The sequence below is a fragment of the Rhodopseudomonas palustris genome (assembly GCF_007005445.1).
Taxonomy (GTDB): Bacteria; Pseudomonadota; Alphaproteobacteria; order Rhizobiales; family Xanthobacteraceae; genus Rhodopseudomonas; species Rhodopseudomonas palustris_G.
Map to the genome: position 1 here is coordinate 3173353 of NZ_CP041387.1, position 19660 is coordinate 3193012.

At 65.0% G+C, this 19660-nt stretch carries 21 protein-coding genes and 1 pseudogene; 13 read left to right on the forward strand and 9 right to left on the reverse strand.

Annotation, left to right across the window (positions count from 1 at the left end):
- The first annotated feature begins 51 nt into the window (after positions 1-51).
- The 5 genes from FLL57_RS14520 (at position 52) to FLL57_RS14540 (ending at position 5301) form a co-directional block, all read left to right on the forward strand.
- The gene (locus tag FLL57_RS14520; RefSeq protein ID WP_013501309.1) at positions 52-969 is read left to right on the forward strand and encodes an ABC transporter permease subunit; all 918 of its coding nucleotides are present in this window, start codon (positions 52-54) and stop codon (positions 967-969) included.
- 12 nt (positions 970-981) lie between these two features.
- Positions 982-2310, forward strand: a complete 1329-nt coding sequence (gene livM, locus FLL57_RS14525; RefSeq protein WP_142883253.1) for a high-affinity branched-chain amino acid ABC transporter permease LivM — start codon at positions 982-984, stop codon at positions 2308-2310.
- A complete protein-coding gene (locus FLL57_RS14530) occupies positions 2307-3146 on the forward strand; it encodes an ABC transporter ATP-binding protein (protein ID WP_013501307.1) in 840 nt (279 codons plus the stop codon). Before livM ends, FLL57_RS14530 begins: the two co-directional genes overlap by 4 nt.
- Positions 3147-3282: 136 nt before the next feature.
- Positions 3283-4029, forward strand: a complete 747-nt coding sequence (locus FLL57_RS14535; protein WP_047307254.1) for an ABC transporter ATP-binding protein — start codon at positions 3283-3285, stop codon at positions 4027-4029.
- Positions 4030-4194: 165 nt separating this feature from the next.
- On the forward strand, positions 4195-5301 hold the full coding sequence (locus FLL57_RS14540) for a branched-chain amino acid ABC transporter substrate-binding protein (RefSeq protein WP_013501305.1): 1107 nt from the start codon (positions 4195-4197) through the stop codon (positions 5299-5301).
- A gap of 517 nt (positions 5302-5818) precedes the next feature.
- On the opposite strand, the gene FLL57_RS14545 is transcribed toward FLL57_RS14540, so the two are convergent.
- Positions 5819-6553, reverse strand: coding sequence for a cytochrome c biogenesis CcdA family protein (locus FLL57_RS14545; protein ID WP_013501303.1), 735 nt, complete (start codon positions 6551-6553; stop codon positions 5819-5821).
- A gap of 145 nt (positions 6554-6698) precedes the next feature.
- Between FLL57_RS14545 and FLL57_RS14550 the strand changes: the two genes are divergently transcribed.
- Positions 6699-7697, forward strand: coding sequence for a P1 family peptidase (locus FLL57_RS14550; RefSeq protein ID WP_142883254.1), 999 nt, complete (start codon positions 6699-6701; stop codon positions 7695-7697).
- Here the strand turns inward: FLL57_RS14550 and FLL57_RS14555 are convergent.
- Positions 7687-8451 carry an EF-hand domain-containing protein gene (locus FLL57_RS14555; protein ID WP_142883255.1) on the reverse strand — a complete coding sequence of 255 codons (765 nt, stop codon included), beginning with the start codon at positions 8449-8451 and terminating at the stop codon, positions 7687-7689. The genes FLL57_RS14550 and FLL57_RS14555 overlap by 11 nt on opposite strands.
- A gap of 269 nt (positions 8452-8720) precedes the next feature.
- On the opposite strand from FLL57_RS14555, the gene rpe reads away from it, so the two are divergent.
- Positions 8721-9419 carry a ribulose-phosphate 3-epimerase gene (gene rpe, locus FLL57_RS14560; RefSeq protein WP_142883256.1) on the forward strand — a complete coding sequence of 233 codons (699 nt, stop codon included), beginning with the start codon at positions 8721-8723 and terminating at the stop codon, positions 9417-9419.
- A 181-nt stretch (positions 9420-9600) separates the two neighbouring features.
- On the opposite strand, the gene FLL57_RS14565 is transcribed toward rpe, so the two are convergent.
- Positions 9601-10770: an IS481 family transposase gene (locus FLL57_RS14565; RefSeq protein ID WP_142884222.1), complete on the reverse strand. Its 1170-nt coding sequence runs from the start codon at positions 10768-10770 to the stop codon at positions 9601-9603.
- A gap of 441 nt (positions 10771-11211) precedes the next feature.
- Here FLL57_RS14565 and purB point away from each other — a divergent pair, with 441 nt between their 5' ends.
- Positions 11212-12519 carry an adenylosuccinate lyase gene (gene purB, locus FLL57_RS14570; RefSeq protein WP_142883257.1) on the forward strand — a complete coding sequence of 436 codons (1308 nt, stop codon included), beginning with the start codon at positions 11212-11214 and terminating at the stop codon, positions 12517-12519.
- A 243-nt stretch (positions 12520-12762) separates the two neighbouring features.
- Here purB and purQ read toward each other — a convergent pair whose 3' ends face one another.
- From purQ to purC, 4 genes are all read right to left on the reverse strand, one after another.
- Positions 12763-13464, reverse strand: a complete 702-nt coding sequence (gene purQ, locus FLL57_RS14575; protein WP_142883258.1) for a phosphoribosylformylglycinamidine synthase subunit PurQ — start codon at positions 13462-13464, stop codon at positions 12763-12765.
- A 54-nt stretch (positions 13465-13518) separates the two neighbouring features.
- Positions 13519-13758, reverse strand: a complete 240-nt coding sequence (locus tag FLL57_RS14580; protein ID WP_142883259.1) for a hypothetical protein — start codon at positions 13756-13758, stop codon at positions 13519-13521.
- A gap of 17 nt (positions 13759-13775) precedes the next feature.
- The gene (purS, locus tag FLL57_RS14585) at positions 13776-14021 is read right to left on the reverse strand and encodes a phosphoribosylformylglycinamidine synthase subunit PurS (RefSeq protein WP_107345551.1); all 246 of its coding nucleotides are present in this window, start codon (positions 14019-14021) and stop codon (positions 13776-13778) included.
- A gap of 189 nt (positions 14022-14210) precedes the next feature.
- Positions 14211-14978 (reverse strand): phosphoribosylaminoimidazolesuccinocarboxamide synthase, encoded by a 768-nt coding sequence (purC, locus tag FLL57_RS14590; RefSeq protein WP_181902418.1) that lies wholly within the window; start codon positions 14976-14978, stop codon positions 14211-14213.
- 299 nt (positions 14979-15277) lie between these two features.
- Here purC and FLL57_RS14595 point away from each other — a divergent pair, with 299 nt between their 5' ends.
- Both FLL57_RS14595 and FLL57_RS14600 read left to right on the forward strand, forming a co-directional pair.
- A complete protein-coding gene (locus FLL57_RS14595; RefSeq protein WP_142883260.1) occupies positions 15278-15601 on the forward strand; it encodes a DUF1476 domain-containing protein in 324 nt (107 codons plus the stop codon).
- 501 nt (positions 15602-16102) lie between these two features.
- Entirely contained in the window at positions 16103-16777 is a 675-nt protein-coding gene (locus FLL57_RS14600; protein ID WP_142883261.1) for a hypothetical protein, read from the forward strand.
- 151 nt (positions 16778-16928) lie between these two features.
- Here FLL57_RS14600 and FLL57_RS14605 read toward each other — a convergent pair whose 3' ends face one another.
- Together FLL57_RS14605 and FLL57_RS14610 are read right to left on the reverse strand one after the other, a co-directional pair.
- Positions 16929-17279 (reverse strand): helix-turn-helix domain-containing protein, encoded by a 351-nt coding sequence (locus FLL57_RS14605; RefSeq protein WP_142883262.1) that lies wholly within the window; start codon positions 17277-17279, stop codon positions 16929-16931.
- 119 nt (positions 17280-17398) lie between these two features.
- On the reverse strand, positions 17399-18217 hold the full coding sequence (locus FLL57_RS14610) for an isocitrate lyase/PEP mutase family protein (RefSeq protein WP_142883263.1): 819 nt from the start codon (positions 18215-18217) through the stop codon (positions 17399-17401).
- A 400-nt stretch (positions 18218-18617) separates the two neighbouring features.
- On the opposite strand from FLL57_RS14610, the gene FLL57_RS14615 reads away from it, so the two are divergent.
- From FLL57_RS14615 to FLL57_RS14625, 3 genes and pseudogenes are all read left to right on the forward strand, one after another.
- On the forward strand, positions 18618-18974 hold the full coding sequence (locus FLL57_RS14615) for a type II toxin-antitoxin system RelE/ParE family toxin (RefSeq protein WP_235677145.1): 357 nt from the start codon (positions 18618-18620) through the stop codon (positions 18972-18974).
- Complete coding sequence (locus tag FLL57_RS14620) at positions 18967-19290, forward strand: transcriptional regulator (protein WP_142883264.1); 324 nt, start codon at positions 18967-18969, stop codon at positions 19288-19290. The genes FLL57_RS14615 and FLL57_RS14620 overlap by 8 nt, the downstream gene beginning before the upstream one ends.
- Positions 19291-19328: 38 nt before the next feature.
- Positions 19329-19613: pseudogene (locus FLL57_RS14625) on the forward strand (helix-turn-helix domain-containing protein).
- Positions 19614-19660 lie beyond the last annotated feature (47 nt).

Consider the following 19660-nt stretch of genomic DNA (forward strand, 5'->3'; position numbering starts at 1 on the left):
TATCCGCTTTCTCGAGTCCTGATCCTTCGAGTCCTCTGACCACGGCAGCGCATGGACTACTTCGCCCAGCAGCTCATCAACGGTCTCGTCCTCGGCTCCATCTACGGCCTGATCGCGATCGGCTATACGATGGTCTACGGCATCGTCGGCATGATCAATTTCGCCCATGGCGACATCTTCATGATCGGCGGTTTCATCGCTCTCATCAGCTTCCTGATCCTGGTGTCGTTCGGCCTCACCTTCGTGCCACTGATCCTGCTGGTGGTGCTGTTGGTGTCGATGGCGATCACCGCACTGTACGGCTGGACGGTGGAGCGCATCGCCTACCGACCCTTGCGACACTCGTTCCGCCTCGCCCCGATGCTGTCGGCGATCGGCATGTCGTTCGTGCTGATGAACTTCGCCCAGGTTTCGCAGGGCGCCCGCGTCAAGCCGGTTCCGCCGATCATCACCGGCGGCTACACGCTGCACGAGAGCGCCGACGGTTTCGTCGTGCGGCTGTCCAACGTGCAGATTCTGGTCGTGGTATCCACCATCGTGCTGCTGGCGATATTCACTTGGCTTGTGGCGAAGACCCGGCTCGGCCGCGACATGCGCGCGTGCGAGCAGGATCAGACCATGGCGGCACTGCTCGGCGTCAACGTGGACCGCACCATCTCGATGACCTTCGTGATCGGCGCCGCGCTCGCCTCGGTCGCCGGCATGATGTATCTGCTGTACTATGGCCTGGTGGACTTCTTCATGGGCTTCGTCGCCGGCATCAAGGCGTTTACGGCAGCCGTACTCGGCGGCATCGGCTCGCTGCCCGGCGCAATGCTCGGCGGCCTCCTGATCGGCCTGATCGAGACGTTCTGGTCGGCCTATTTCTCGGTCGAGTACAAGGACGTCGCGGCGTTCTCGATCCTGATCGTGGTGCTGATCTTCATGCCGACCGGCCTGCTCGGCCGGCCGGAAGTCGAAAAAGTCTGAGCGGGCGACGACGTGGCCAAACTCGCGCACGCCGTAGCCCCGACCGCCACCGCCGGAACCGGCGCGGGATTCATCGTCAAGAAAGCCCTGATCAGCGCCCTGGTGGCGCTGGTTCTGTTTTCGCTGATGATCGGCGTGCGAACCGAGGCCGGTCCGGAGGGCGGGCTGATCTACTGGACGCGATTCGGCGACCTCGCCGGCATGGTCGGCGCGGTGTTCGTCGGCTCGATCGTGGTCGAGCTGCTGCGGATGTGGTGGGGTCCGGTCGACACCTCGAAGATGATGCCGGCGAGCGCCCGCAAGACGCTCGGTCTGGCCGGCCGCATCGTCGCCCCGGCGCTGCTGATCTTCACTGTGCTCGTGCCGGTGATCTTCTACGATCAGCGCTACATTCTCGACCTCGGCATCCTGGTGCTGACTTACGTGATGCTGGGCTGGGGGCTGAACATCGTGGTCGGCCTCGCCGGCCTGCTCGACCTCGGTTACGTGGCGTTCTACGCCGTCGGCGCCTATTCCTACGCGCTGCTCGCCACCAATTTCGGGCTGTCGTTCTGGATCTGCCTGCCGCTCGCCGGCATCCTCGCGGCGTTCTGGGGCGTGATCCTCGGCTTTCCGGTGCTGCGGCTGCGCGGCGATTATCTCGCCATCGTCACCCTCGCCTTCGGCGAGATCATCCGCCTCGTCATCATCAACTGGCAGACTCTGACCGGCGGCCCGAACGGTATCAGCGGCATTCCGCGGCCGACCGTGTTCGGCATTCCGCTGACGCCGGGCGAGAACGGCCTCGCCGCCATGCTGGGGATTCCGTTCTCGCCATCGCAACGGCTGGTGTTCCTGTTCTATCTGATCCTAATTCTGGCGCTGATCACCAACTGGGCGACGATCCGGCTGCGCCGGTTGCCGATCGGCCGCGCCTGGGAGGCGCTGCGCGAGGACGAGGTCGCCTGCCGCGCGCTCGGCATCAACACCACTACGACCAAGCTGACGGCTTTCGCGATCGGCGCGATGTTCGGCGGATTCGCCGGGGCGTTCTTCGCCACCCGGCAGGGCTTCATCTCGCCGGAATCGTTCACCTTCCAGGAATCGGCGCTGGTGCTGGCGATCGTCGTGCTCGGTGGCATGGGCTCGCAGCTCGGCGTCGCGCTCGCCGCGGTCACGCTGATCGGCGGCTTCGAGCTGTTCCGCGGCCTCGATCAGTTCCGCATGCTGGTGTTCGGCATGGCGATGGTGCTGCTGATGATCTGGCGGCCGCGCGGCCTGATCGGCCACCGAGCGCCGACCGTGTATCTTCAGCACAAGCAGGCGATCTCGTCCGACCTCGTCAAGGAAGGCCACGGATGAACGACGCCTCCGACATCCTCGAGGTCGACGGCCTGACGATGCAGTTCGGCGGCATCATCGCGGTCAACGCCCTGTCGTTCAACGCGCAGCGGGGCAAGATCACCGCGCTGATCGGCCCCAACGGCGCCGGCAAGACCACGGTGTTCAATTGCATCACCGGCTTCTACCGGCCGACCGCCGGCGCGATCCGGCTCCAGCATCGCGGCGGCGACACGCACCGGCTCGACAAGCTCAACGACTTCCGCATCACCAAGATCGCCAAGGTGGCGCGCACCTTTCAGAACATCCGGTTGTTTCCCGGCATGACCGCGCTGGAAAACCTGATGGTGGCGCAGCACAACGCGCTGCTACGCGCCTCGGGCTTCACGTTTCTTGGCCTGTTCGGCGCGCCGTCGTGGCGTGCGGCAGAGCGCGCCGCAATCGACCGCGCGAGGTTCTGGCTGGAGCAGATCGGGCTGCACGGCCGCGCCGACGACGCAGCAGGCAACCTGCCTTACGGCGACCAGCGCCGGCTCGAAATCGCGCGGGCGATGTGCACCGAGCCGGTGCTGCTGTGCCTGGACGAGCCCGCCGCCGGCCTCAATGCGCGCGAGAGCGCCGAACTCAGCGAATTGCTGTTGTCGATCCGCGACCAGCATGACACCTCGATCCTGCTGATCGAACACGACATGAGCGTGGTGATGGAAATTTCCGACGCCGTCGTGGTGCTCGACTACGGCGTCAAGATCGCGGGCGGCACGCCGGCCGAGATCCGCGACGATCCCCGCGTCATCGCCGCCTATCTCGGCGTCGAGGACGACGAGGTCGAGGCCGTCGAGCAGGAGCTCGGGCTGTGAGGACGTTGCTACATAGTCCACCGTCATGGCCGGGCTTGACCCGGCCATCCACGGAAACGAGCACGACCTCGCCTGTGGCCGTGGATGGCCGGGTCAAGCTCGGCCATGACGAAGGTAAGCGTGGCGAGGCCGCGCGATGACAAACACCACCGCCGCGCCTCTGCTCGAAATCGAAAACCTCCGCGCCGCCTACGGCAAGATCGAGGCGCTGAAGGGCGTCGATCTCGCCATCCAGCCCGGCGAAATCGTCGCCCTGATCGGCGCCAACGGCGCCGGCAAGTCGACGCTGATGATGTCGATCTTCGGCAGGCCGCGCGCCAAGACCGGCCGCATCGTGTTCGACGGCGTCGACATCACCGCGATGCCGACCTACCAGATCGCGCGCATGAGCATCGCGCAGTCGCCTGAAGGTCGCCGCATCTTCCCGCGGATGAGCGTGGCCGAGAATCTTCAGATGGGGGCCGACGCCGGCCAGGGCAGCGACGAGGACCGCGCCGCCTCGCTGGAGCGGGTGCTGACGCTATTCCCGCGGCTGCGCGAACGCTTCGGCCAGCGTGGCGGCACGCTGTCCGGCGGCGAACAGCAGATGCTGGCGATCGGCCGGGCGCTGATGAGCCGGCCGCGACTGCTGTTGCTGGACGAACCCTCGCTCGGCCTCGCGCCGCTGATCACCCGCCAGATCTTCGAAGCGATCCGCACCCTGAACAGGCAGGACGGGCTGACGGTGCTGATCGTCGAACAGAACGCCAACCACGCGCTGAAGCTGGCGCACCGCGGCTACGTGCTGGTCAACGGACTGATCACGATGAGCGGGAGCGGCACCGAACTGCTGGCTCGCCCGGAAGTCCGTGCTGCTTATCTGGAAGGCGGCCGCAAGGCCTGACCTCTCTCGTTACCGCCTGCGGCAGAATGTGCCAGTGCGTCGCAACCGATGCGGCATTTTGTCGATGACTTGACGTGAAAATCAGCCAACAATGCCGGCATTGCCGCGCCGCGATCCGGTTCGGGCGCGGCTGACCTATCGCAGTCTCACCGCAGGGATCACTCCATGAAACTAAAGCTTCTCGGTTTGGCTTTCGGCGCCTCGCTGGCGCTGTCGACCACGGCGCTGGCGCAGGACATCACGGTCGCGGTCGCCGGCCCGATGACCGGCGGCGAATCGGCATTCGGCCGTCAGTTGAAGAACGGCGCCGATCAGGCCGTCGCCGATCTCAACGCCGCCGGCGGCGTGCTCGGCAAGCAGCTCAAGCTGCAAACCGGCGACGACGCCTGCGATCCGAAACAGGCGCGCTCGATCGCCGAGAAGATCGCGGGCGACGGCATCCCGTTCGTCGCCGGCCACTTCTGCTCGTCGTCGTCGATCCCGGCGTCGGAAGCCTATGCGGACGGCAACACGCTGCAGATCACTCCGGCCTCGACCAACCCGCTGTTCACCGAGCGCAAGCTGTGGAACGTACTGCGGGTCTGCGGCCGCGACGATCAGCAGGGACTGATCGCCGCCGAGTACATCCTGAAGAACTATCAGGGCAAGAACGTCGCGATCCTCAACGACAAGACCACCTACGGCAAGGGGCTCGCCGACGAGACCAAGAAGGCGCTGAACAAGGCCGGCTTCCAGGAGAAGATGTTCGAGTCCTACAACAAGGGTGACAAGGACTTCAATTCCATCGTTTCGCGGCTGAAGCGCGACGCCATCGATCTGGTCTATATCGGCGGCTATCATCAGGAAGCCGGCCTGATCCTGCGCCAGATGCGCGACCAGGGCCTGAAGACCGTGATGATGGCCGGCGACGCGATGAACGACAAGGAGTTCGCCTCGATCACCGGCCCGCTCGCGGAAGGCACGCTGTTCACCTTCGGCCCCGATCCGCGCAACAAGCCGACCGCCAAGGCGATCGTCGAGAAGTTCAAGGGCAAGGGCATCGATCCGGAAGGCTACACGCTTTACACCTACGCGGCGTTCCAGATCTGGTCGCAGGCCGTCGAGAAGGCCAAATCGACCGATCCGAAGAAGGTGATCGAAACCATCAAGGCCGGCGAGTGGGACACCGTCCTCGGCAAGCTCGCCTTCGACGCCAAGGGCGACATCAAGGCGATCGACTACGTCGTCTACAAATGGGACGCCAAGGGCAACTACGCGGAGATCGGCAACTGAGCCGACGTGATCTTCCGATCCGCCCTCTTGCGCTGCGCGCGCCCTCGCCTCGCCTACAAACCGTCACCGCCCGGCTCGACCGGGCGGCCCAGTACTCCAGAGCGCTCACGGTGATGAGCGCTCTGCTGCATCCAACTTGATCCGCACAAGCACAGCTTCTGCTCCTCATGGTGAGGAGCATCGCGTCAGCGACGCGTCTCGAACCATGAGGCGACGCATCGTGCGCTGCCATCCTTCGAGACGCGGTCCTAGAGCAGTTCTGTTTTTTATAGAACCAGAGCTAGTCCGCATCGCCTGCCACACGCACAACCTCCTGGTGAGGAGGCGCGTAGCGCCGTCTCGAACCATATGACTCAGGGAATGCGTTGCCCCATCCTTCGAGACGCCCGGCTTCGCCGGGCTCTTCAGGATGAGGACTCAGTGCCTTCGGAAAGGTCGGATCGTTTCAGTCAAATGATGAACCGCTCTAACGGACCGCTCCTCAGGCTGAGGCCAGCATCGCGGCTTCAGAGACAAACTACCCGATATTCCCCAGCGCCGGGAACGTGTTCAGCAGCCAGATGCTGACGTCGCTGATCGCGCCGGTGAGGAAGCCGATGCCGGTGAAAATCATCAGCACGCCCATCACCCGCTCGATGGTGGCGAGGTGTTTCTTGATGCGGGCGAACAGGCCGGAGAACTGTTCGATCATCAGCGCTGCGAGCAGGAACGGCACGCCGAGGCCGAGCGAATACACCGCCAGCAGGCCGGCGCCTTTCGCCACCGTCGCTTCGGCGGCGGCGACCGACAGAATCGCGGCGAGGATCGGGCCGATGCACGGGGTCCAGCCGAACGCGAACGCCAGCCCCATCACATAGGCGCCCCACAGCCCGACCGGCTTGGGGATCGGCAGCCGCCCTTCCCGCATCAGGATGTTGATCCGCGTCAGCCCGAGGAAGTGCAGGCCCATCAGGATGATGACGATACCGGCGACGATCGCCAGTTCCGCCGACCAGGCGCGGATCAGGCCGCCGACCAGGCTGGCGCTGGCGCCGAGCGCGACGAACACGGTGGAGAAACCGAGCACGAACATCGCCGCCGAGATCATCACCGCACGCTTCGAGCTGCGCTCGGCTTCGTCGGCGGCGACGTGCTCGATGGTCGCACCGGTCAGATAGATCAGATACGGCGGCACCAGCGGCAATACGCAGGGCGACAGGAAGCTGACCAGACCGGCGATCAGGGCGGCGGGGATCGAGACGTCATGGATCATGGCCGGCTACATGCACCCGCGCTTCGCACAGGCGCAAGCCGCTGCGTCAAGGTTCCGCGCCTTGTGATCGCAGCGTGAGGGATTGCTTCGACCAATTGTTTATGCCGAGAATGTTCCCTCTCAGCCAGCTACGGACAGGCCCATCTTGCGAAACCTCATCACCGATGTCCCCGGCGTTCGCGTCGGCAACGCCGACGACGCCAAGCTCGCTTCCGGCGTCACCGCGATCCTGTTCGACAAGCCTGCGGTCGCCTCGATCGACGTCCGCGGCGGCGGTCCCGGGATTCGCGACGGCGTGCTGCTGGAACCGGTCAACACCGTCGAGCAGGTCGACGGCTTCACGCTGTCGGGCGGCTCGGCGTTCGGACTCGACGCCGGCGGCGGAGCGCAGGCATGGCTCGCCGAGCGCGGCCGCGGCTTTGCGATCGGCGACGCCACGATCCCGATCGTGCCGGGCGCGGTGGTGTTCGACATGATCAACGGCGGTGACAAGGCCTGGGGCCGGTTCTCGCCGTACCGCGATCTCGGCTACGCCGCCGCGGACGCAGCCGGCGACAGCTTCGCGCTCGGCAGCGTCGGCGCCGGCCTCGGCGCCACCACCGCGACGCTGAAGGGCGGGCTCGGCTCGGCCTCGGCGACCACGCCGGACGGCGTCACCGTCGGCGCGATCGCGGTGGTCAACGCGATCGGCAGCGCAACGATCGGTGACGGCCCATGGTTCTGGTCGGCGCCGTTCGAAGTTGGCGACGAGTTCGGCGGGCTAGGAATGCCCGAGAGCTTCACGCCGGAGATGCTGAAGGTGCGGCTGAAAGGCGCCGCGACCCCGAGCGCGGTCGAGAACACCACGCTGGTCGCGGTGGTGACCGACGCCGCGCTCACCAAGACCCAGGTGAAGCGGCTGGCGATGCTGGCGCAGACCGGATTTGCCCGCGCAATCTATCCGGTGCACGCGCCGCTCGACGGCGACGTGGTGTTCGCCGCGGCGACCGGGGTCAAGCCGGTCGAGCCGCTGGCCGGGCTGACCGAGCTCGGCACCATCGCGGCCAATACCGTGGCACGGGCGATCGCACGCGGCGTCTATGAGGCCACCACGCTGCCGTTCAAGGACGCGCAGCCGGCGTGGCGCGATCGGTTCAGGCGCTGACCGACAGCGACGAGCCCGAAGCCGCCTGGATCTGCGCCGCCTGGCGCTGGATCAGTTGCTCGATGAAATTATAGGACGAGGTCGCACCGCTCGACGACGAGCCGGTCGCCGCCGAGGTCATCGTCACCTTGGTGCCGTCCGCATAGCTGATCGAGGTGGTCACGCTGCCGTCGGAATTGGCCACACTGGTCGAGGACGAGCCGGACAACGCCTGCAGCAACGGATCGCTCGAACCGCCGCCGCGGCCGGACTTGCGGGCTTCCTCGCTGCTACGATTGTGCTGCTTGCGCGGCATCAACGCCGAAGCCAGCTCTTCGGCGGTGACCGAACCGTCGCCGTCACTGTCGAGCTTGGAGAACACCTTGTCGGCATTGGCGATGTTGGTGCCGCCTGCTCCAAGCGCGTCCTCGAATTCGCCCTTGCTGATCGCCCCGTCGCCGTTGCCGTCGATCTGCTTGAACAGATCCTTCAGCGCAGCATCGCGGGACTTGGATGCGGTCGAGCTGGAATTACCGGTGGACTGTGCGCTCTGCGCGTCGAGCAGCGCCTGCATCGTCTGCGGCGACAGACCGCTCGACGGCAACGAGCCGTTGCCGGTCGGCAGGCCCGGAAACGACGACGTGCCGTTGCTGCCGCTTGAGCTCTCGAACGGATTGGTGAAGCCGGTGGTCTGCTTCGACGATTTCGACGTCGACGCGCTCAGCGTATTGAGCAGTCCGGACAGCGCGCCGAGCGCGCCAAGGGCAGGCAGCATCACAGAAACTCCGCATCACACACCGCTGGCCGCGGCCGGCAACTACCCACGGATTATTCCGGCTGTCTCCGAGCAATCGCCGTGCCAGCCGCGAAGCGCCCGAAATTGCTGACTTTTTCGGATTCGGCGAGGGCGCCGGGACGGCAATTTCTGCCCCTTCGGCACAACCTGCCGGGCCTGCACGGCCCGTTGTTGCGCTCTGGATTTGCGAGAGACCGGCGCGGCGTGGTAGCGAAGTTGATCCACCCCACACGCACCTGGAAGCCCTGATGTCCTCCTTCGCGCTCCGTCCGCTCGCCATCGCGCCCTCGATCCTCGCCTCGGATTTTTCCAAGCTCGGCGAAGAGGTCCGCGCGGTCGATACCGCCGGCTGCGACTGGATCCATCTCGACGTGATGGACGGCCATTTCGTCCCGAACATTTCCTACGGCCCGGACGTGATCAAGGCGATGCGGCCGCACACCAAGAAGGTGTTCGACGCCCATCTGATGATCGCGCCGTGCGATCCGTATCTCGAGGCCTTCGCCAAGGCCGGCTGCGACATCATCACCGTGCACGCCGAAGCCGGCCCGCATCTGCACCGCTCGCTGCAGGCGATCCGCGGCCTCGGCAAGAAGGCCGGCGTCTCGCTCAATCCGGGCACGCATCCGAGCGCGATCGAATACGTGCTCGATGACATCGATCTGGTGCTGGTGATGTCGGTGAACCCCGGCTTCGGCGGCCAGGCCTTCATCCCGAGCGCAGTCCAGAAGATCCGCCAGATCCGCGCCATGGTGGCGGATCGTCCGATCGACATCGAAGTCGACGGCGGCGTCTCCGACAAGGTCGCCGGCGAACTCGCCGCAGCAGGTGCCAACGCCTTCGTGGCCGGCTCCGCCGTGTTCAAGGGCGGCACGCTGGAGGCGTACAAGGCGAATATCGCCGGCATCCGCAACGCCGCACTACAGGCGCGGGGCGAGGCGGTTTAAGGACCGTTCAGACCAAACTCGTCGAAACTGACGACAGGCAGAAGTGCGTAGCACCGTGCCAGGTGGGACTGATGATGTAGCACCACCTGAGACACTCTGCCTCCATTTCGACTTACACGAGTATCACTGCGTTCATCTAGCGGCCGCTCGCTTACATCACCGTCATTGCCGGGCTTGATGTTCAGCCCGGAGACATAGTCGACACGTGTTCGGAGACATGACCGACACTTTCCACGCCCGTCAAGTCGATGGTGGCGACTTGGTGGGCAGCGAAGAACACGCCGTATTTGCCGTCGGTGGAGAGCGGCCTGATGGCCAAGCGCTCTCCGGCGAAGGCTTGCGGCACCTTCCACAAACGACCTTTGAAGCTGACATAGGCCTTGGTTTTCGAGACGGAGCGGACGATGTCGCGCTCATCGTATTCTGGAGCCGGCAGGCGGTCCGGCAGAGAACGCCGGCTCGGCTGGTAGCGATCAGCAGGCACCAGCTGGCCTAGCGACTCGTGAGGGCGCTCGAAGTTGTACACCTCGCGCCAGGAATCGAAGGCACGTTGCGCCTCGGCGAGGTCGCGCAAGGGCCGCAGCGCAAACACCTCGTCGTCCAGCGTGCGATGAAAACGCTCGTTCTTGCCGCGGCTCTGCGGGTGATAGGGACGACTACGGATCACCCTGATGCCGAGCTTGAGCAGCCACACAGAGAGCCATGTCCAGCGCTCGCCGGAACTGTCCGACCACGGCGAGCCGTTGTCGACGAAGATCGTGTCGGGCAAGCCGTAGTGCCGGAACGTCGTTTGCAGCCTGTCCTGCACGGTTTCGCCGCGCTGATCGGCGCAAGCCTGGAGGCACAGATCGTAGCGTGAGTGATCGTCCACCACGGTCAGCGGATGGCAGCGGACGTCGTTGCCGAGCCGAACCCAGCCTTTGAAGTCCATCTGCCAAAGCATGTTCGGCGCCGGCATCTCGAACCGCAGCGTCGCCGGTGGACCGCCGGCGGCAGGCTTGATCCGGCCGTGCCGGCGCAGGATCTCGTGGATCGTCGACACCGCCGGAGCGTGCTGTCCGGACCGGTCCATCGAGCTGGCGATCTTGCGCGCGCCCCATGCCGGATGCGCATCACGAACCGCCAGCACCTGGGCCTCACACGCCGCCGAGGTCTGCCGCGGGCTGTCCTGCGGCCGCCGCGACAGGTCGGCGAGATCACCTCCGGCCGCCCATCGCTCCAACCATTTGTAGCCGGTCGTCCAATGAATGCCGAACCGCCGGCACAGCTCGCGCCGGTTCGCCCCCTCCTGCATCGCAAGCCGTACGAACTCGCGTCTCTGATCCACTGCCGACACCTCACGCCAGGGCATGGACTTGGCCTCCAATCGCCAAATCCAGCCACTATGATGCGTCGACTATGTCTCCGAACACGTGTCGACTATGTCTCCGGGCTGAACACTTGACCCGGCAATCCATCACTCTCCGCAAGATGGCGCGCTGGCGCGCGCGATAGATGCGCGGGTCAAGCCCGCGCATGACGGGAGTGAATGTGGCTGCGACTGGGCCACATAATCGGTCCCCCCTTGCAGCTGTCACTCCCCCTCGTTCGTCATTCCGGGGCGCCCGGAGCGCGCAGGCCGGAATGACGCGGTGAAAAGACAGGTCCTGCCAATCGCGGAATTCGGGCTTCGCCCAGCCGGGCCTGAAGCCCTGGGGCGGCGCCCCCACCGACTGCCACCTTCCCCGTCCCTAGCCCCTGCCCCGCCGATCTGCTAAAGCGCGGCGTAATCCCCAAAACCCACGAGTTTGCGATGATCCCGCGTTATACCCGTCCGGAAATGGCTGCCATTTGGGAGCCGCTGACCCGTTTCAAGATCTGGTTCGAGATCGAGGCCCATGCCTCCGACGCGCAGGCTGCGCTCGGGGTGATCCCAAAGGAGGCCGCCGAGGCGATCTGGAAGGGCGGCAAGGACGCCGCGTTCGACGTGGCGCGGATCGACGAGATCGAGCGCGAGGTCAAGCACGACGTCATCGCCTTCCTGACCCATCTGGCCGAGTTCGTCGGCCCCTATGCGCGCTTCGTGCACCAGGGCATGACTTCGTCGGACGTGCTCGACACCTGCTTCAACGTCCAGCTCACCCGCGCCGCCGACATCCTGCTGGCCGACCTCGACCGCGTGCTGGCGGCGCTGAAGGCTCGCGCCTTCGAGCACCGGATGACGCCGTCGATCGGCCGCTCGCACGGCATCCACGCCGAGCCGGTGACGTTCGGCCTGAAGATGGCCTACGCCTATGCCGAATTCAGCCGCGCCCGCGACCGCCTGGTCGCCGCCCGCAAGGAGGTCGCCACCTGCGCGATCTCCGGCTCGGTCGGCACCTTCGCGCATATCGATCCGCGGGTCGAAGAGCACGTCGCAAAGGCGATGGGCCTCGCGGTGGAGCCGGTGTCGACCCAGGTGATCCCGCGCGACCGCCACGCGATGTTCTTCGCCGTGCTCGGCGTGATCGCCTCGTCGATGGAGCGGCTCGCCACCGAGATCCGCCATCTGCAGCGCACCGAAGTGCTCGAGGCCGAGGAGTATTTCTCGCAAGGCCAGAAGGGCTCGTCCTCGATGCCGCACAAGCGCAACCCGGTGCTGACCGAGAACCTCACCGGCCTCGCCCGCATGGTGCGCGCCTATGTGATGCCGGCGATGGAGAACGTGGTGCTTTGGCACGAGCGCGACATCTCGCACTCCTCGGCCGAGCGGATGCTGGCGCCCGACGCCACCGTGACGCTGGACTTCGCGCTCAACCGCCTCGCCGGCGTGATCGAGAAGCTGGTGGTGTATCCGGAGAACATGACCAAGAACCTCGACCGCCTCGGCGGCCTGGTGCATTCGCAGCGGTTGCTCACCGCGCTGACCCAGAAGGGCTGCTCGCGCGAGGAGAGCTACAGACTGGTGCAGCGCAACGCGATGCCGGTGTGGCGCGGCGAAGGCGACTTCCTGACGCTGCTGAAGAAGGATCCGGACATGAAGAAGTACATGACCGACGCCGAAATCGAAGAGCAGTTCGACCTCGGCTATCACCACAAGCACGTCGACACCATCTTCAAGCGGGTGTTCGGCGAGAGCTGAGCCGCGGCGCCGACAGCGCGCGCAACGAAAAAGCCCCCGGTTTGCGGGGGCTTTTTTATGGCTGCAGCAAGCCTGATACTTACGGGGCCGGCCGCCCGCTCGAGCACCGAGATCTGGTGCAGACCTCGCCACGTCATGCCCGGCCTTGTGCCGGGCATCCACGTCTTCAGGCCGATGTGCAAGAAAGACCTGGATGGCCGGGGCAAGGCCCGGCCATGACGAAGATCAGCAAAGAGCCGCCGCTTACGCAGCCTTGGCGAAGTGCTGAGCGAGGCCGGCGAACAGGCCGCGGCCGTCGGTGCAGCCCATGATGTCTTCGACGTGATTTTCCGGATGCGGCATCATGCCGAGTACGTTGCCGCGCTCGGAGACGATGCCGGCGATCGAGGCGGCGGCGCCGTTGATATTGTGGCTCTCGCTGACTTCGCCTTCCGGCGAGCAATAGCGGTACAGCACCCGGCCGTCGCCCTCGAGCCGCCTCACGGTGTCTTCGTCGGCTTCGTAATTGCCCTCGCCGTGCGCCACCGGCACCTTGATCACCTGGCCGGCGGTGTAGCCGCGGGTGAACGGGGTGTCGTTGCGTTCGACGCGCAGATGCACGTCGCGGCAGATGAACTTCAGCCGCGCATTGCGCATCAAGACGCCCGGCAGCAGGCCGGACTCGCACAGGATCTGAAAGCCGTTGCAGACGCCGAGCACCAGGCCGCCATCAGCGGCGAACTTGCGCACCGCGTCCATCACCGGCGCCCGCGCCGCGATCGCGCCGCAGCGCAAATAATCGCCGTAGGAGAACCCGCCCGGGACGACCACGAGATCGGTGCCTTTCGGCAACTCGGTTTCGGCGTGCCACACCATCGCGGCGTCGTTGCCGGAGACGAGCTTCAGCGCACGCGCCATGTCGCGCTCGCGATTGATGCCGGGGAAGACGAGGACGGCGGATTTCATGCGGTTTCCGTTAGCGCGTGGAGGGGCAGTGGACAATCGCGTCGATGGCGATGATCACGCGGACATCGTCGGCGCGTCGTTCAATTCGAGACGACGCTCGATGTGTTCGAGCCGGCCGTCATAGCGACCGAGGATTCCATAGACGTTCTGGACGTCCTGTTGCATGGAGATCAGATAGCCACGCATGGCGTTCATTTCAGATTTCAGCTCGTCGACCTTGTGGTCGACCTTGTCCAATCTCTGCTGAACCTGCTTGAGCACTTCGAAAATCAACTCGTTGCTCACGTCGGCCATGACCTAGTCTCCGGAGACTAACCCTTTACCTCGATAGCATAATTCTCGATCACGGTGTTCGCCAGCAGCTTGTCGGCGGCGTCCTTGAGGGCGGCTTCGGCCTTGGCCTTGTCGGCGGCGCCGTCGAGCTCGATGTCGAACACCTTGCCCTGGCGCACGCTGGCGATGCCGGCAACGCCGAGCGACTTCAGCGCGCCCTCGATCGCCTTGCCTTGCGGATCCAGGATCCCGTTCTTCAAGGTAACAGTGACTCGTGCCTTCATGGTCGCCTCGATGATCCCCTCGTCATGCCGGGCAGAGCCTCCGCCCCATCCGTCATTCCGGGGCGCTCGCGCCCAGCGAGCGAACCCGGAATCTCGATCGTTCTATGACTTCTGGATTCCGGGTTCGCGCTGGCGCGCGCCCCGGAATGACATCGCTTGGAAACGCGCTTGCGCCCGCCGCCCTGAGCCTCAGCCCTTCACCAGCACCGGGCCGGAGCCGATCGGGCGCTCGTTTTCCATCAGGATGCCGAGACGCTTGGCGACTTCGGTGTAGGCCTCGAGCAGGCCGCCGAGATCGCGGCGGAAGCGGTCCTTGTCGAGCTTCTCGTTCGACTTGATGTCCCACAGTCGGCACGAATCCGGCGAGATCTCGTCGGCGACGATGATGCGCATCATCTCGGCCTCGAACAGCCGGCCGCACTCCATCTTGAAGTCGACCAGCCGGATGCCGATGCCGAGGAAAAGACCGGTGAGGAAATCATTGACGCGGATCGCCAGCGCCATGATGTCGTCGATCTCCTGCGGCGTCGCCCAGCCGAACGCGGTGATGTGCTCTTCCGAAACCATCGGGTCGTTAAGCTGGTCGTTCTTGTAGTAGAACTCGATGATCGAGCGCGGCAGTTGGGTGCCCTCCTCGATCCCGAGCCGCTGCGACAGGCTGCCGGCGGCGACGTTGCGCACCACCACCTCGAGCGGCACGATCTCGACTTCGCGGATCAGTTGCTCGCGCATGTTGAGGCGGCGAATGAAATGAGTCGGCACCCCGATGTCGTTGAGGTGCTGAAACAGGTACTCGGAGATCCGGTTGTTGAGGACGCCCTTGCCCTCGATCACCTGGTGCTTCTTGGCATTGAACGCGGTGGCGTCGTCCTTGAAGTGCTGAATCAGCGTTCCGGGTTCCGGACCTTCATACAGCACCTTGGCCTTGCCTTCGTAAATGCGACGTCGCCGGCTCATGGGGATGTACCGTGTTTTGTTGAAATCCATCGGGTGGTGGGCTCCGTCTGACGAAAGCGGCCCACGGCGGAGCTGCCGAAAAGGCCAGGAACAGGAAACAGAACGAGAACCCAGCCTCGCTGCAACCTAGCTGATTGGCCCCCCCGATACAATCGATCCGGCCGGGTGGCCCGGGAGTTTTACCCCTCGCCGTGCGCCATTGTGGCAGTTGTCTTCACCGGCGGCTCTGGATATCTAGGCATCGAACCCGCCCACCGCAAACCGGCCGTTGGTCGGCCTACATGATCGGAACCGCAGACATGACCACTTTCGACAAGCGCGAGGAAGGCTTCGAGAGGAAGTTCGCGCTCGACGAAGAGCAGAAGTTCAAGGCCGAGGCGCGGCGCTCCAAGCTGCTCGGCCTTTGGGTCGCCGACAAGCTCGGCCTGTCCGGCGATGCCGCTGCCGCCTACGCCAAAGAAGTGGTAGTGGCCGACCTCGAAGAAGCCGGCGACGCCGACGTGGTGCGCAAAGTCACCAAGGATCTCGCCGACAAGGGCATCACGCTGCCGGAAACCGAGCTGCGCGCCAAGATGACCGAACTGTACGCCCAGGCGGTCCAAGAGGTGAAGGCCGGAACCTGACGGGTTCCCGCCGGCCGCCACGGCGGCCCGCCTGATTGCCTAATCGAATTTCGAATGCCCGGGCCTGTCCCGGGCATTTTTGTTTTCGGCGCCGGGCGCCGGGCCAAGCACGGCGGAGGTGTCCCGCTCTGCGACAGCCCGCCTGGCGCGGATTAACGTTCGGCACGCAGGCGGAACAAAGCGGCGACGAATCGCTGCGAATCGGGCTTGCCGGCGCGGCTAACGCTGCAAGTTGTGCGTCCGCCTTCCCACTCACACCAATGCTGGAAGCGTCCCCTCGCTTAAGGCGGTGAAACGGGGCGGAAGGGTTAACATTCCAGTCGAACGATCTGGACGCGGCGCGGGGCGACGGCCGCGACGGCGGCCTCCCCACATGATCCCCCGTCAGAGCCGGGGCGTGGCTCCTGCGGAAGCGCTCGCGGCGACGTCGTCCTTGCCCTGTCACTATTTAGGTATATATTCTTATATTGGATTGATGCCCTGCTTTGACCGGAGCCCAACATGCCCTTCCCGGTTTTTCGCTCCCCCATTCGTGTGCTCGACTCCTCCCTCGACCGGCTGGTGCTAGCCACGCTCGACGACGGACCGCCGCCGGTCCCTGGCGGCCGTCCGAAGGGCTGCAAGCGGCTGCACACCAATGCCAAGGTCGCCCATGTGCGCCGGCTGATCGAACAGACCTCGCTGACCTACAAGGAGATCGAAGCGAAGACGAGCGTCAGCGCCGGCACCGTCGGGCGCTGGAAGCGTGAGTTCAATTGGACGCGTCACCCATTGGCGCCGCGCGCCAGCGACACCGTGCCGACCGAGCGCGCCGGCCGCCGGCTGAAGCTGCGGATGCTCAGCAGCAAACTGCAGCAGCTCGCTGAACGCTATGTCGACGAGCTGTGGCAGGCGCCGTCGGTCGACCTCAACCGGCTGATCGAGGCGATGGAGGTGCTGAAAATGGCGCGGCTCACCCAGAAAGGTCGCGGCCGCCCCGGCAAACCCGGCCCGGCGCCCCGCACCGAAGAGGACTGGCTCGACCGCGAAAGCGCGATCCGCAAGGCCCTGACCGACATGCGTCACAACGGCGTCTTCACCACCTGCATCCCCGCCGAAGCCATGGCACTGCTGGACGACGCCTACACCCCGCCGGAGCGGGAGGTGGTGCGGCGGGGACCGAGGAGGAGGAAGTAGTCGGTCAAGTACATTTGCCCGCGACAGCGAGTAGCCCGTATGAGCGCAGCGAAATGCGGGAGCACATCGACACGCCCCCGCTTCGCTCATGCGGGCTACGCTTGCTGACCGGGTGGAGGTGCAATAGGCGCCGCGACTGCACCCTACGCGTTCACGCCGCCACTACGCTGATCCGCGCCGCCGCGCGCGAGCGTGGCTTTTTGCGGATGACAATTTCGATGTCCTGATCGAGCGCGTTGAGCAACGTCATCAGCCGCTCGACCGAAAAGCCTTCCAGTTTGTAATTGCGCAGGGCCGAGACCTTGGGCTGATTGATCCCGAGCCGCTCGGCGGCAGCGGCTTGGCTCAGGCGAGCCCGGTCGATTACCGCGTTCAGAGCGTAGGCAAGCCTGAGCTTGGTCTGCCTCTCCTCCGCGTCGGCCATGCCCAGGTCCACAAACACATTGCCGCTGCCGCGGGTGATCTCGGCTGCCGCGCCTCTGCTTATGCTCAACGTAGCCATGGTCAACCTCATCGTCAGGTCACACAATCCTGGACCTTAAGAACCATGGTCCGACCTTCAACGCGCACGTAGTCAGGGCCGGCCCTCATAATACATGAATCGTGCGCTGATCGCAGCTACTACTTCCCCGCAAACAGCCCGTTCAGCTCCGCGCCCTTGGTCGCCCCGGCGAATGCCGTGAAGGTGCCCTGCTCGGCGATCTCGCGTGCGGCGCCGAGGAAGCCGGCCCAGGCGCAGCGCGCCAGCGAGCCGCCGACGCTGATGCGGCGGACGCCGAGGTCGGCGAGCATCGGCACCGTCATGCTCGGCTGCGCGATCAGCACGTTGAGCGGCTTCGGCGCCACCGCCTTCACCAGCGTGGTGATCTCGGCCTCGGTGGTGACGCCCGGCGCGTACAGGCAATCGGCACCGGCCTCGGCGAACGCCACCAGCCGCGCGGTGGTCTTGGCGAGATCGCGCTCGCCCTTGAAGAAACCCTCGCAGCGCGCCACCAGCACGACGTCCTCACCCGACGCATCGATCGCCGCCCGCGCCGCCTTGATGCGCTCGGCGGCGAGCGCGTCGTCGTAAAACGGCCGCGCCGGATCGGTGGTCGTATTCTCGATCGACAGCCCGGCAATGCCGGTGGCGATCGCGCGCGTGACATTGGTGGCGACGCCGTCGGGACTGTCGGCAAAGCCGTTCTCGAAATCGGCATTGATCGGCAGATCCACCGCCGCGCACAGCGTGGTCAGATGCGCCAGCACGTCGTCGCAGCTGACCTGATTGTCCGCCCGCCCCGCCGACCACGCAAAGCCGGCACTGGTCGAGGCCAGCGCCTGAAATCCAAACGACGCCAGCGCCCGCGCCGAGCCGACATCCCACGGATTCGGCAGCACGAAGCAGCCGGCCTCGTGCAGCTTGCGAAACGTGGCCCGCTTGGCGGCGGTGCTGATCATCGGCGATCTCCCTGGGGTGTCTGCTGTTGTTGTTGGCCGGACGCTAGCACGGCGCCAGTCGCGGCGTCGAAGCTGCCGATGACAGCCGAAGTGTCCCACCCTGCGACAGCCGCCACCGCGCGTCTTAACGTTCCGAACGCAGCCGGAACAAAGCGGTGACGAATCACAGCGAATCAGGTCGCGCGAGAAGCCGCGAGCTGCATCTCGCGCGGAGGCGAGCGCCACCACACCAGGGATGGACCTGGGTGAGCGCTGGACGAAGGCGGCGAAGGCGCAGAACGTTAACGGCGGGACACCGTCCGGCAGGCCCTCTGGCCCGGCAAGCAGGCCAAGATGCGGCCGTACAGGCCACCTCGGATCGCAATCGAATAGAGCGCGCACTGGACGTAAAGTAACACATATGTTACCGTTGATCATGCTGGATATTCGCTACTATTCGGCTGATCGGCAAAGCCCATTCGCGGATTGGCTCGACGGGCTCGACGTCATGGCGGCCGCCAAGGTCACGACGGCCGTGACTCGGCTGTCCCTGGGCAATTTTTCCAACGTTAAGTCGGTCGGCGAAGGCGTCCTCGAAACCAAGATCGATTTCGGGCCCGGCTATCGGATCTATTTCGGTCGTGACGGCGATACGTTGGTCATTCTGCTTTGCGGTGGCACCAAGAAGCGACAACGCAGCGATATCGCGCGAGCCATCGTGTATTGGCGCGACTACAAGCAGAGCAAAAAGCGGCGATCAGGACTGAGCAATGGCTAATACGAAGAGCTTCAAAGAGTTGGTCCAAAACCGCGTGGCGAAAGACCCGGCATTCGGCGACGCCCTGTTGCGGGAAGCGATCGAGGTGATGCTCAAGGGCGATATCGAGACCGGAAAAGCCGTCCTGCGCGACTACATCAAGGCCACCGTCGGATTCGAACAACTCGGCGCCGCGACTGATCTGCCCCCCAAAAGCCTGATCCGAATGTTCGGCCCCAGCGGCAACCCGCAGGCGAAAAACCTGTTCAGCGTGATCGGCTATCTGCAAGATCGCGCGGGGTTGGAGCTGAAGGTGAGTAAGGCGCGGCGGGCGTGAGCCGACCGCATCGAACCGCTGATGCGGAGACAAAGACCATGAGCGAGCAACGGTTCGATAGCGTCTGAGATGCGTCGGAAGATTCCCCTGCAGATGCAGCCAACATGAAGGCTCGATCGGCGCTGATGATCGCGATCCGCGATGTGGTCGACGATTGCAAGCTCACGCAAGCCGAAGCAGCCAAACGCCTCGGTGTGACGCAGCCGCGGATGAATGATCTGCTCCGGGGACGGATCGACAAATTCAGCCTCGACGCCCTGATGCTGCTGGCGACGGCGGCGCGGCTGACAGTGGAATGGCGCGTGGTGAAGCCAGCGGCGTGACAAATAATTGCGGACGGTAGCCTGCATGAGCGAAGCGATATGCAGGA

What these genes read in the sequence shown, in the direction of transcription:
- FLL57_RS14520 (WP_013501309.1), top strand. Translation starts at nt 52, where the DNA reads ATGGACTACTTCGCCCAGCAGCTCATCAACGGTCTCGTCCTCGGCTCC.
- FLL57_RS14530 (WP_013501307.1), top strand. Translation starts at nt 2,307, where the DNA reads ATGAACGACGCCTCCGACATCCTCGAGGTCGACGGCCTGACGATGCAG.
- FLL57_RS14535 (WP_047307254.1), top strand. Translation starts at nt 3,283, where the DNA reads ATGACAAACACCACCGCCGCGCCTCTGCTCGAAATCGAAAACCTCCGC.
- FLL57_RS14540 (WP_013501305.1), top strand. Translation starts at nt 4,195, where the DNA reads ATGAAACTAAAGCTTCTCGGTTTGGCTTTCGGCGCCTCGCTGGCGCTG.
- FLL57_RS14545 (WP_013501303.1), bottom strand. Translation starts at nt 6,553, where the DNA reads ATGATCCATGACGTCTCGATCCCCGCCGCCCTGATCGCCGGTCTGGTC.
- FLL57_RS14555 (WP_142883255.1), bottom strand. Translation starts at nt 8,451, where the DNA reads ATGCTGCCTGCCCTTGGCGCGCTCGGCGCGCTGTCCGGACTGCTCAAT.
- rpe (WP_142883256.1), top strand. Translation starts at nt 8,721, where the DNA reads ATGTCCTCCTTCGCGCTCCGTCCGCTCGCCATCGCGCCCTCGATCCTC.
- FLL57_RS14565 (WP_142884222.1), bottom strand. Translation starts at nt 10,770, where the DNA reads ATGCCCTGGCGTGAGGTGTCGGCAGTGGATCAGAGACGCGAGTTCGTA.
- purB (WP_142883257.1), top strand. Translation starts at nt 11,212, where the DNA reads ATGATCCCGCGTTATACCCGTCCGGAAATGGCTGCCATTTGGGAGCCG.
- purQ (WP_142883258.1), bottom strand. Translation starts at nt 13,464, where the DNA reads ATGAAATCCGCCGTCCTCGTCTTCCCCGGCATCAATCGCGAGCGCGAC.
- FLL57_RS14580 (WP_142883259.1), bottom strand. Translation starts at nt 13,758, where the DNA reads ATGGCCGACGTGAGCAACGAGTTGATTTTCGAAGTGCTCAAGCAGGTT.
- purS (WP_107345551.1), bottom strand. Translation starts at nt 14,021, where the DNA reads ATGAAGGCACGAGTCACTGTTACCTTGAAGAACGGGATCCTGGATCCG.
- purC (WP_181902418.1), bottom strand. Translation starts at nt 14,978, where the DNA reads ATGAGCCGGCGACGTCGCATTTACGAAGGCAAGGCCAAGGTGCTGTAT.
- FLL57_RS14595 (WP_142883260.1), top strand. Translation starts at nt 15,278, where the DNA reads ATGACCACTTTCGACAAGCGCGAGGAAGGCTTCGAGAGGAAGTTCGCG.
- FLL57_RS14600 (WP_142883261.1), top strand. Translation starts at nt 16,103, where the DNA reads ATGCCCTTCCCGGTTTTTCGCTCCCCCATTCGTGTGCTCGACTCCTCC.
- FLL57_RS14605 (WP_142883262.1), bottom strand. Translation starts at nt 17,279, where the DNA reads ATGGCTACGTTGAGCATAAGCAGAGGCGCGGCAGCCGAGATCACCCGC.
- FLL57_RS14610 (WP_142883263.1), bottom strand. Translation starts at nt 18,217, where the DNA reads ATGATCAGCACCGCCGCCAAGCGGGCCACGTTTCGCAAGCTGCACGAG.
- FLL57_RS14615 (WP_235677145.1), top strand. Translation starts at nt 18,618, where the DNA reads ATGTTACCGTTGATCATGCTGGATATTCGCTACTATTCGGCTGATCGG.
- FLL57_RS14620 (WP_142883264.1), top strand. Translation starts at nt 18,967, where the DNA reads ATGGCTAATACGAAGAGCTTCAAAGAGTTGGTCCAAAACCGCGTGGCG.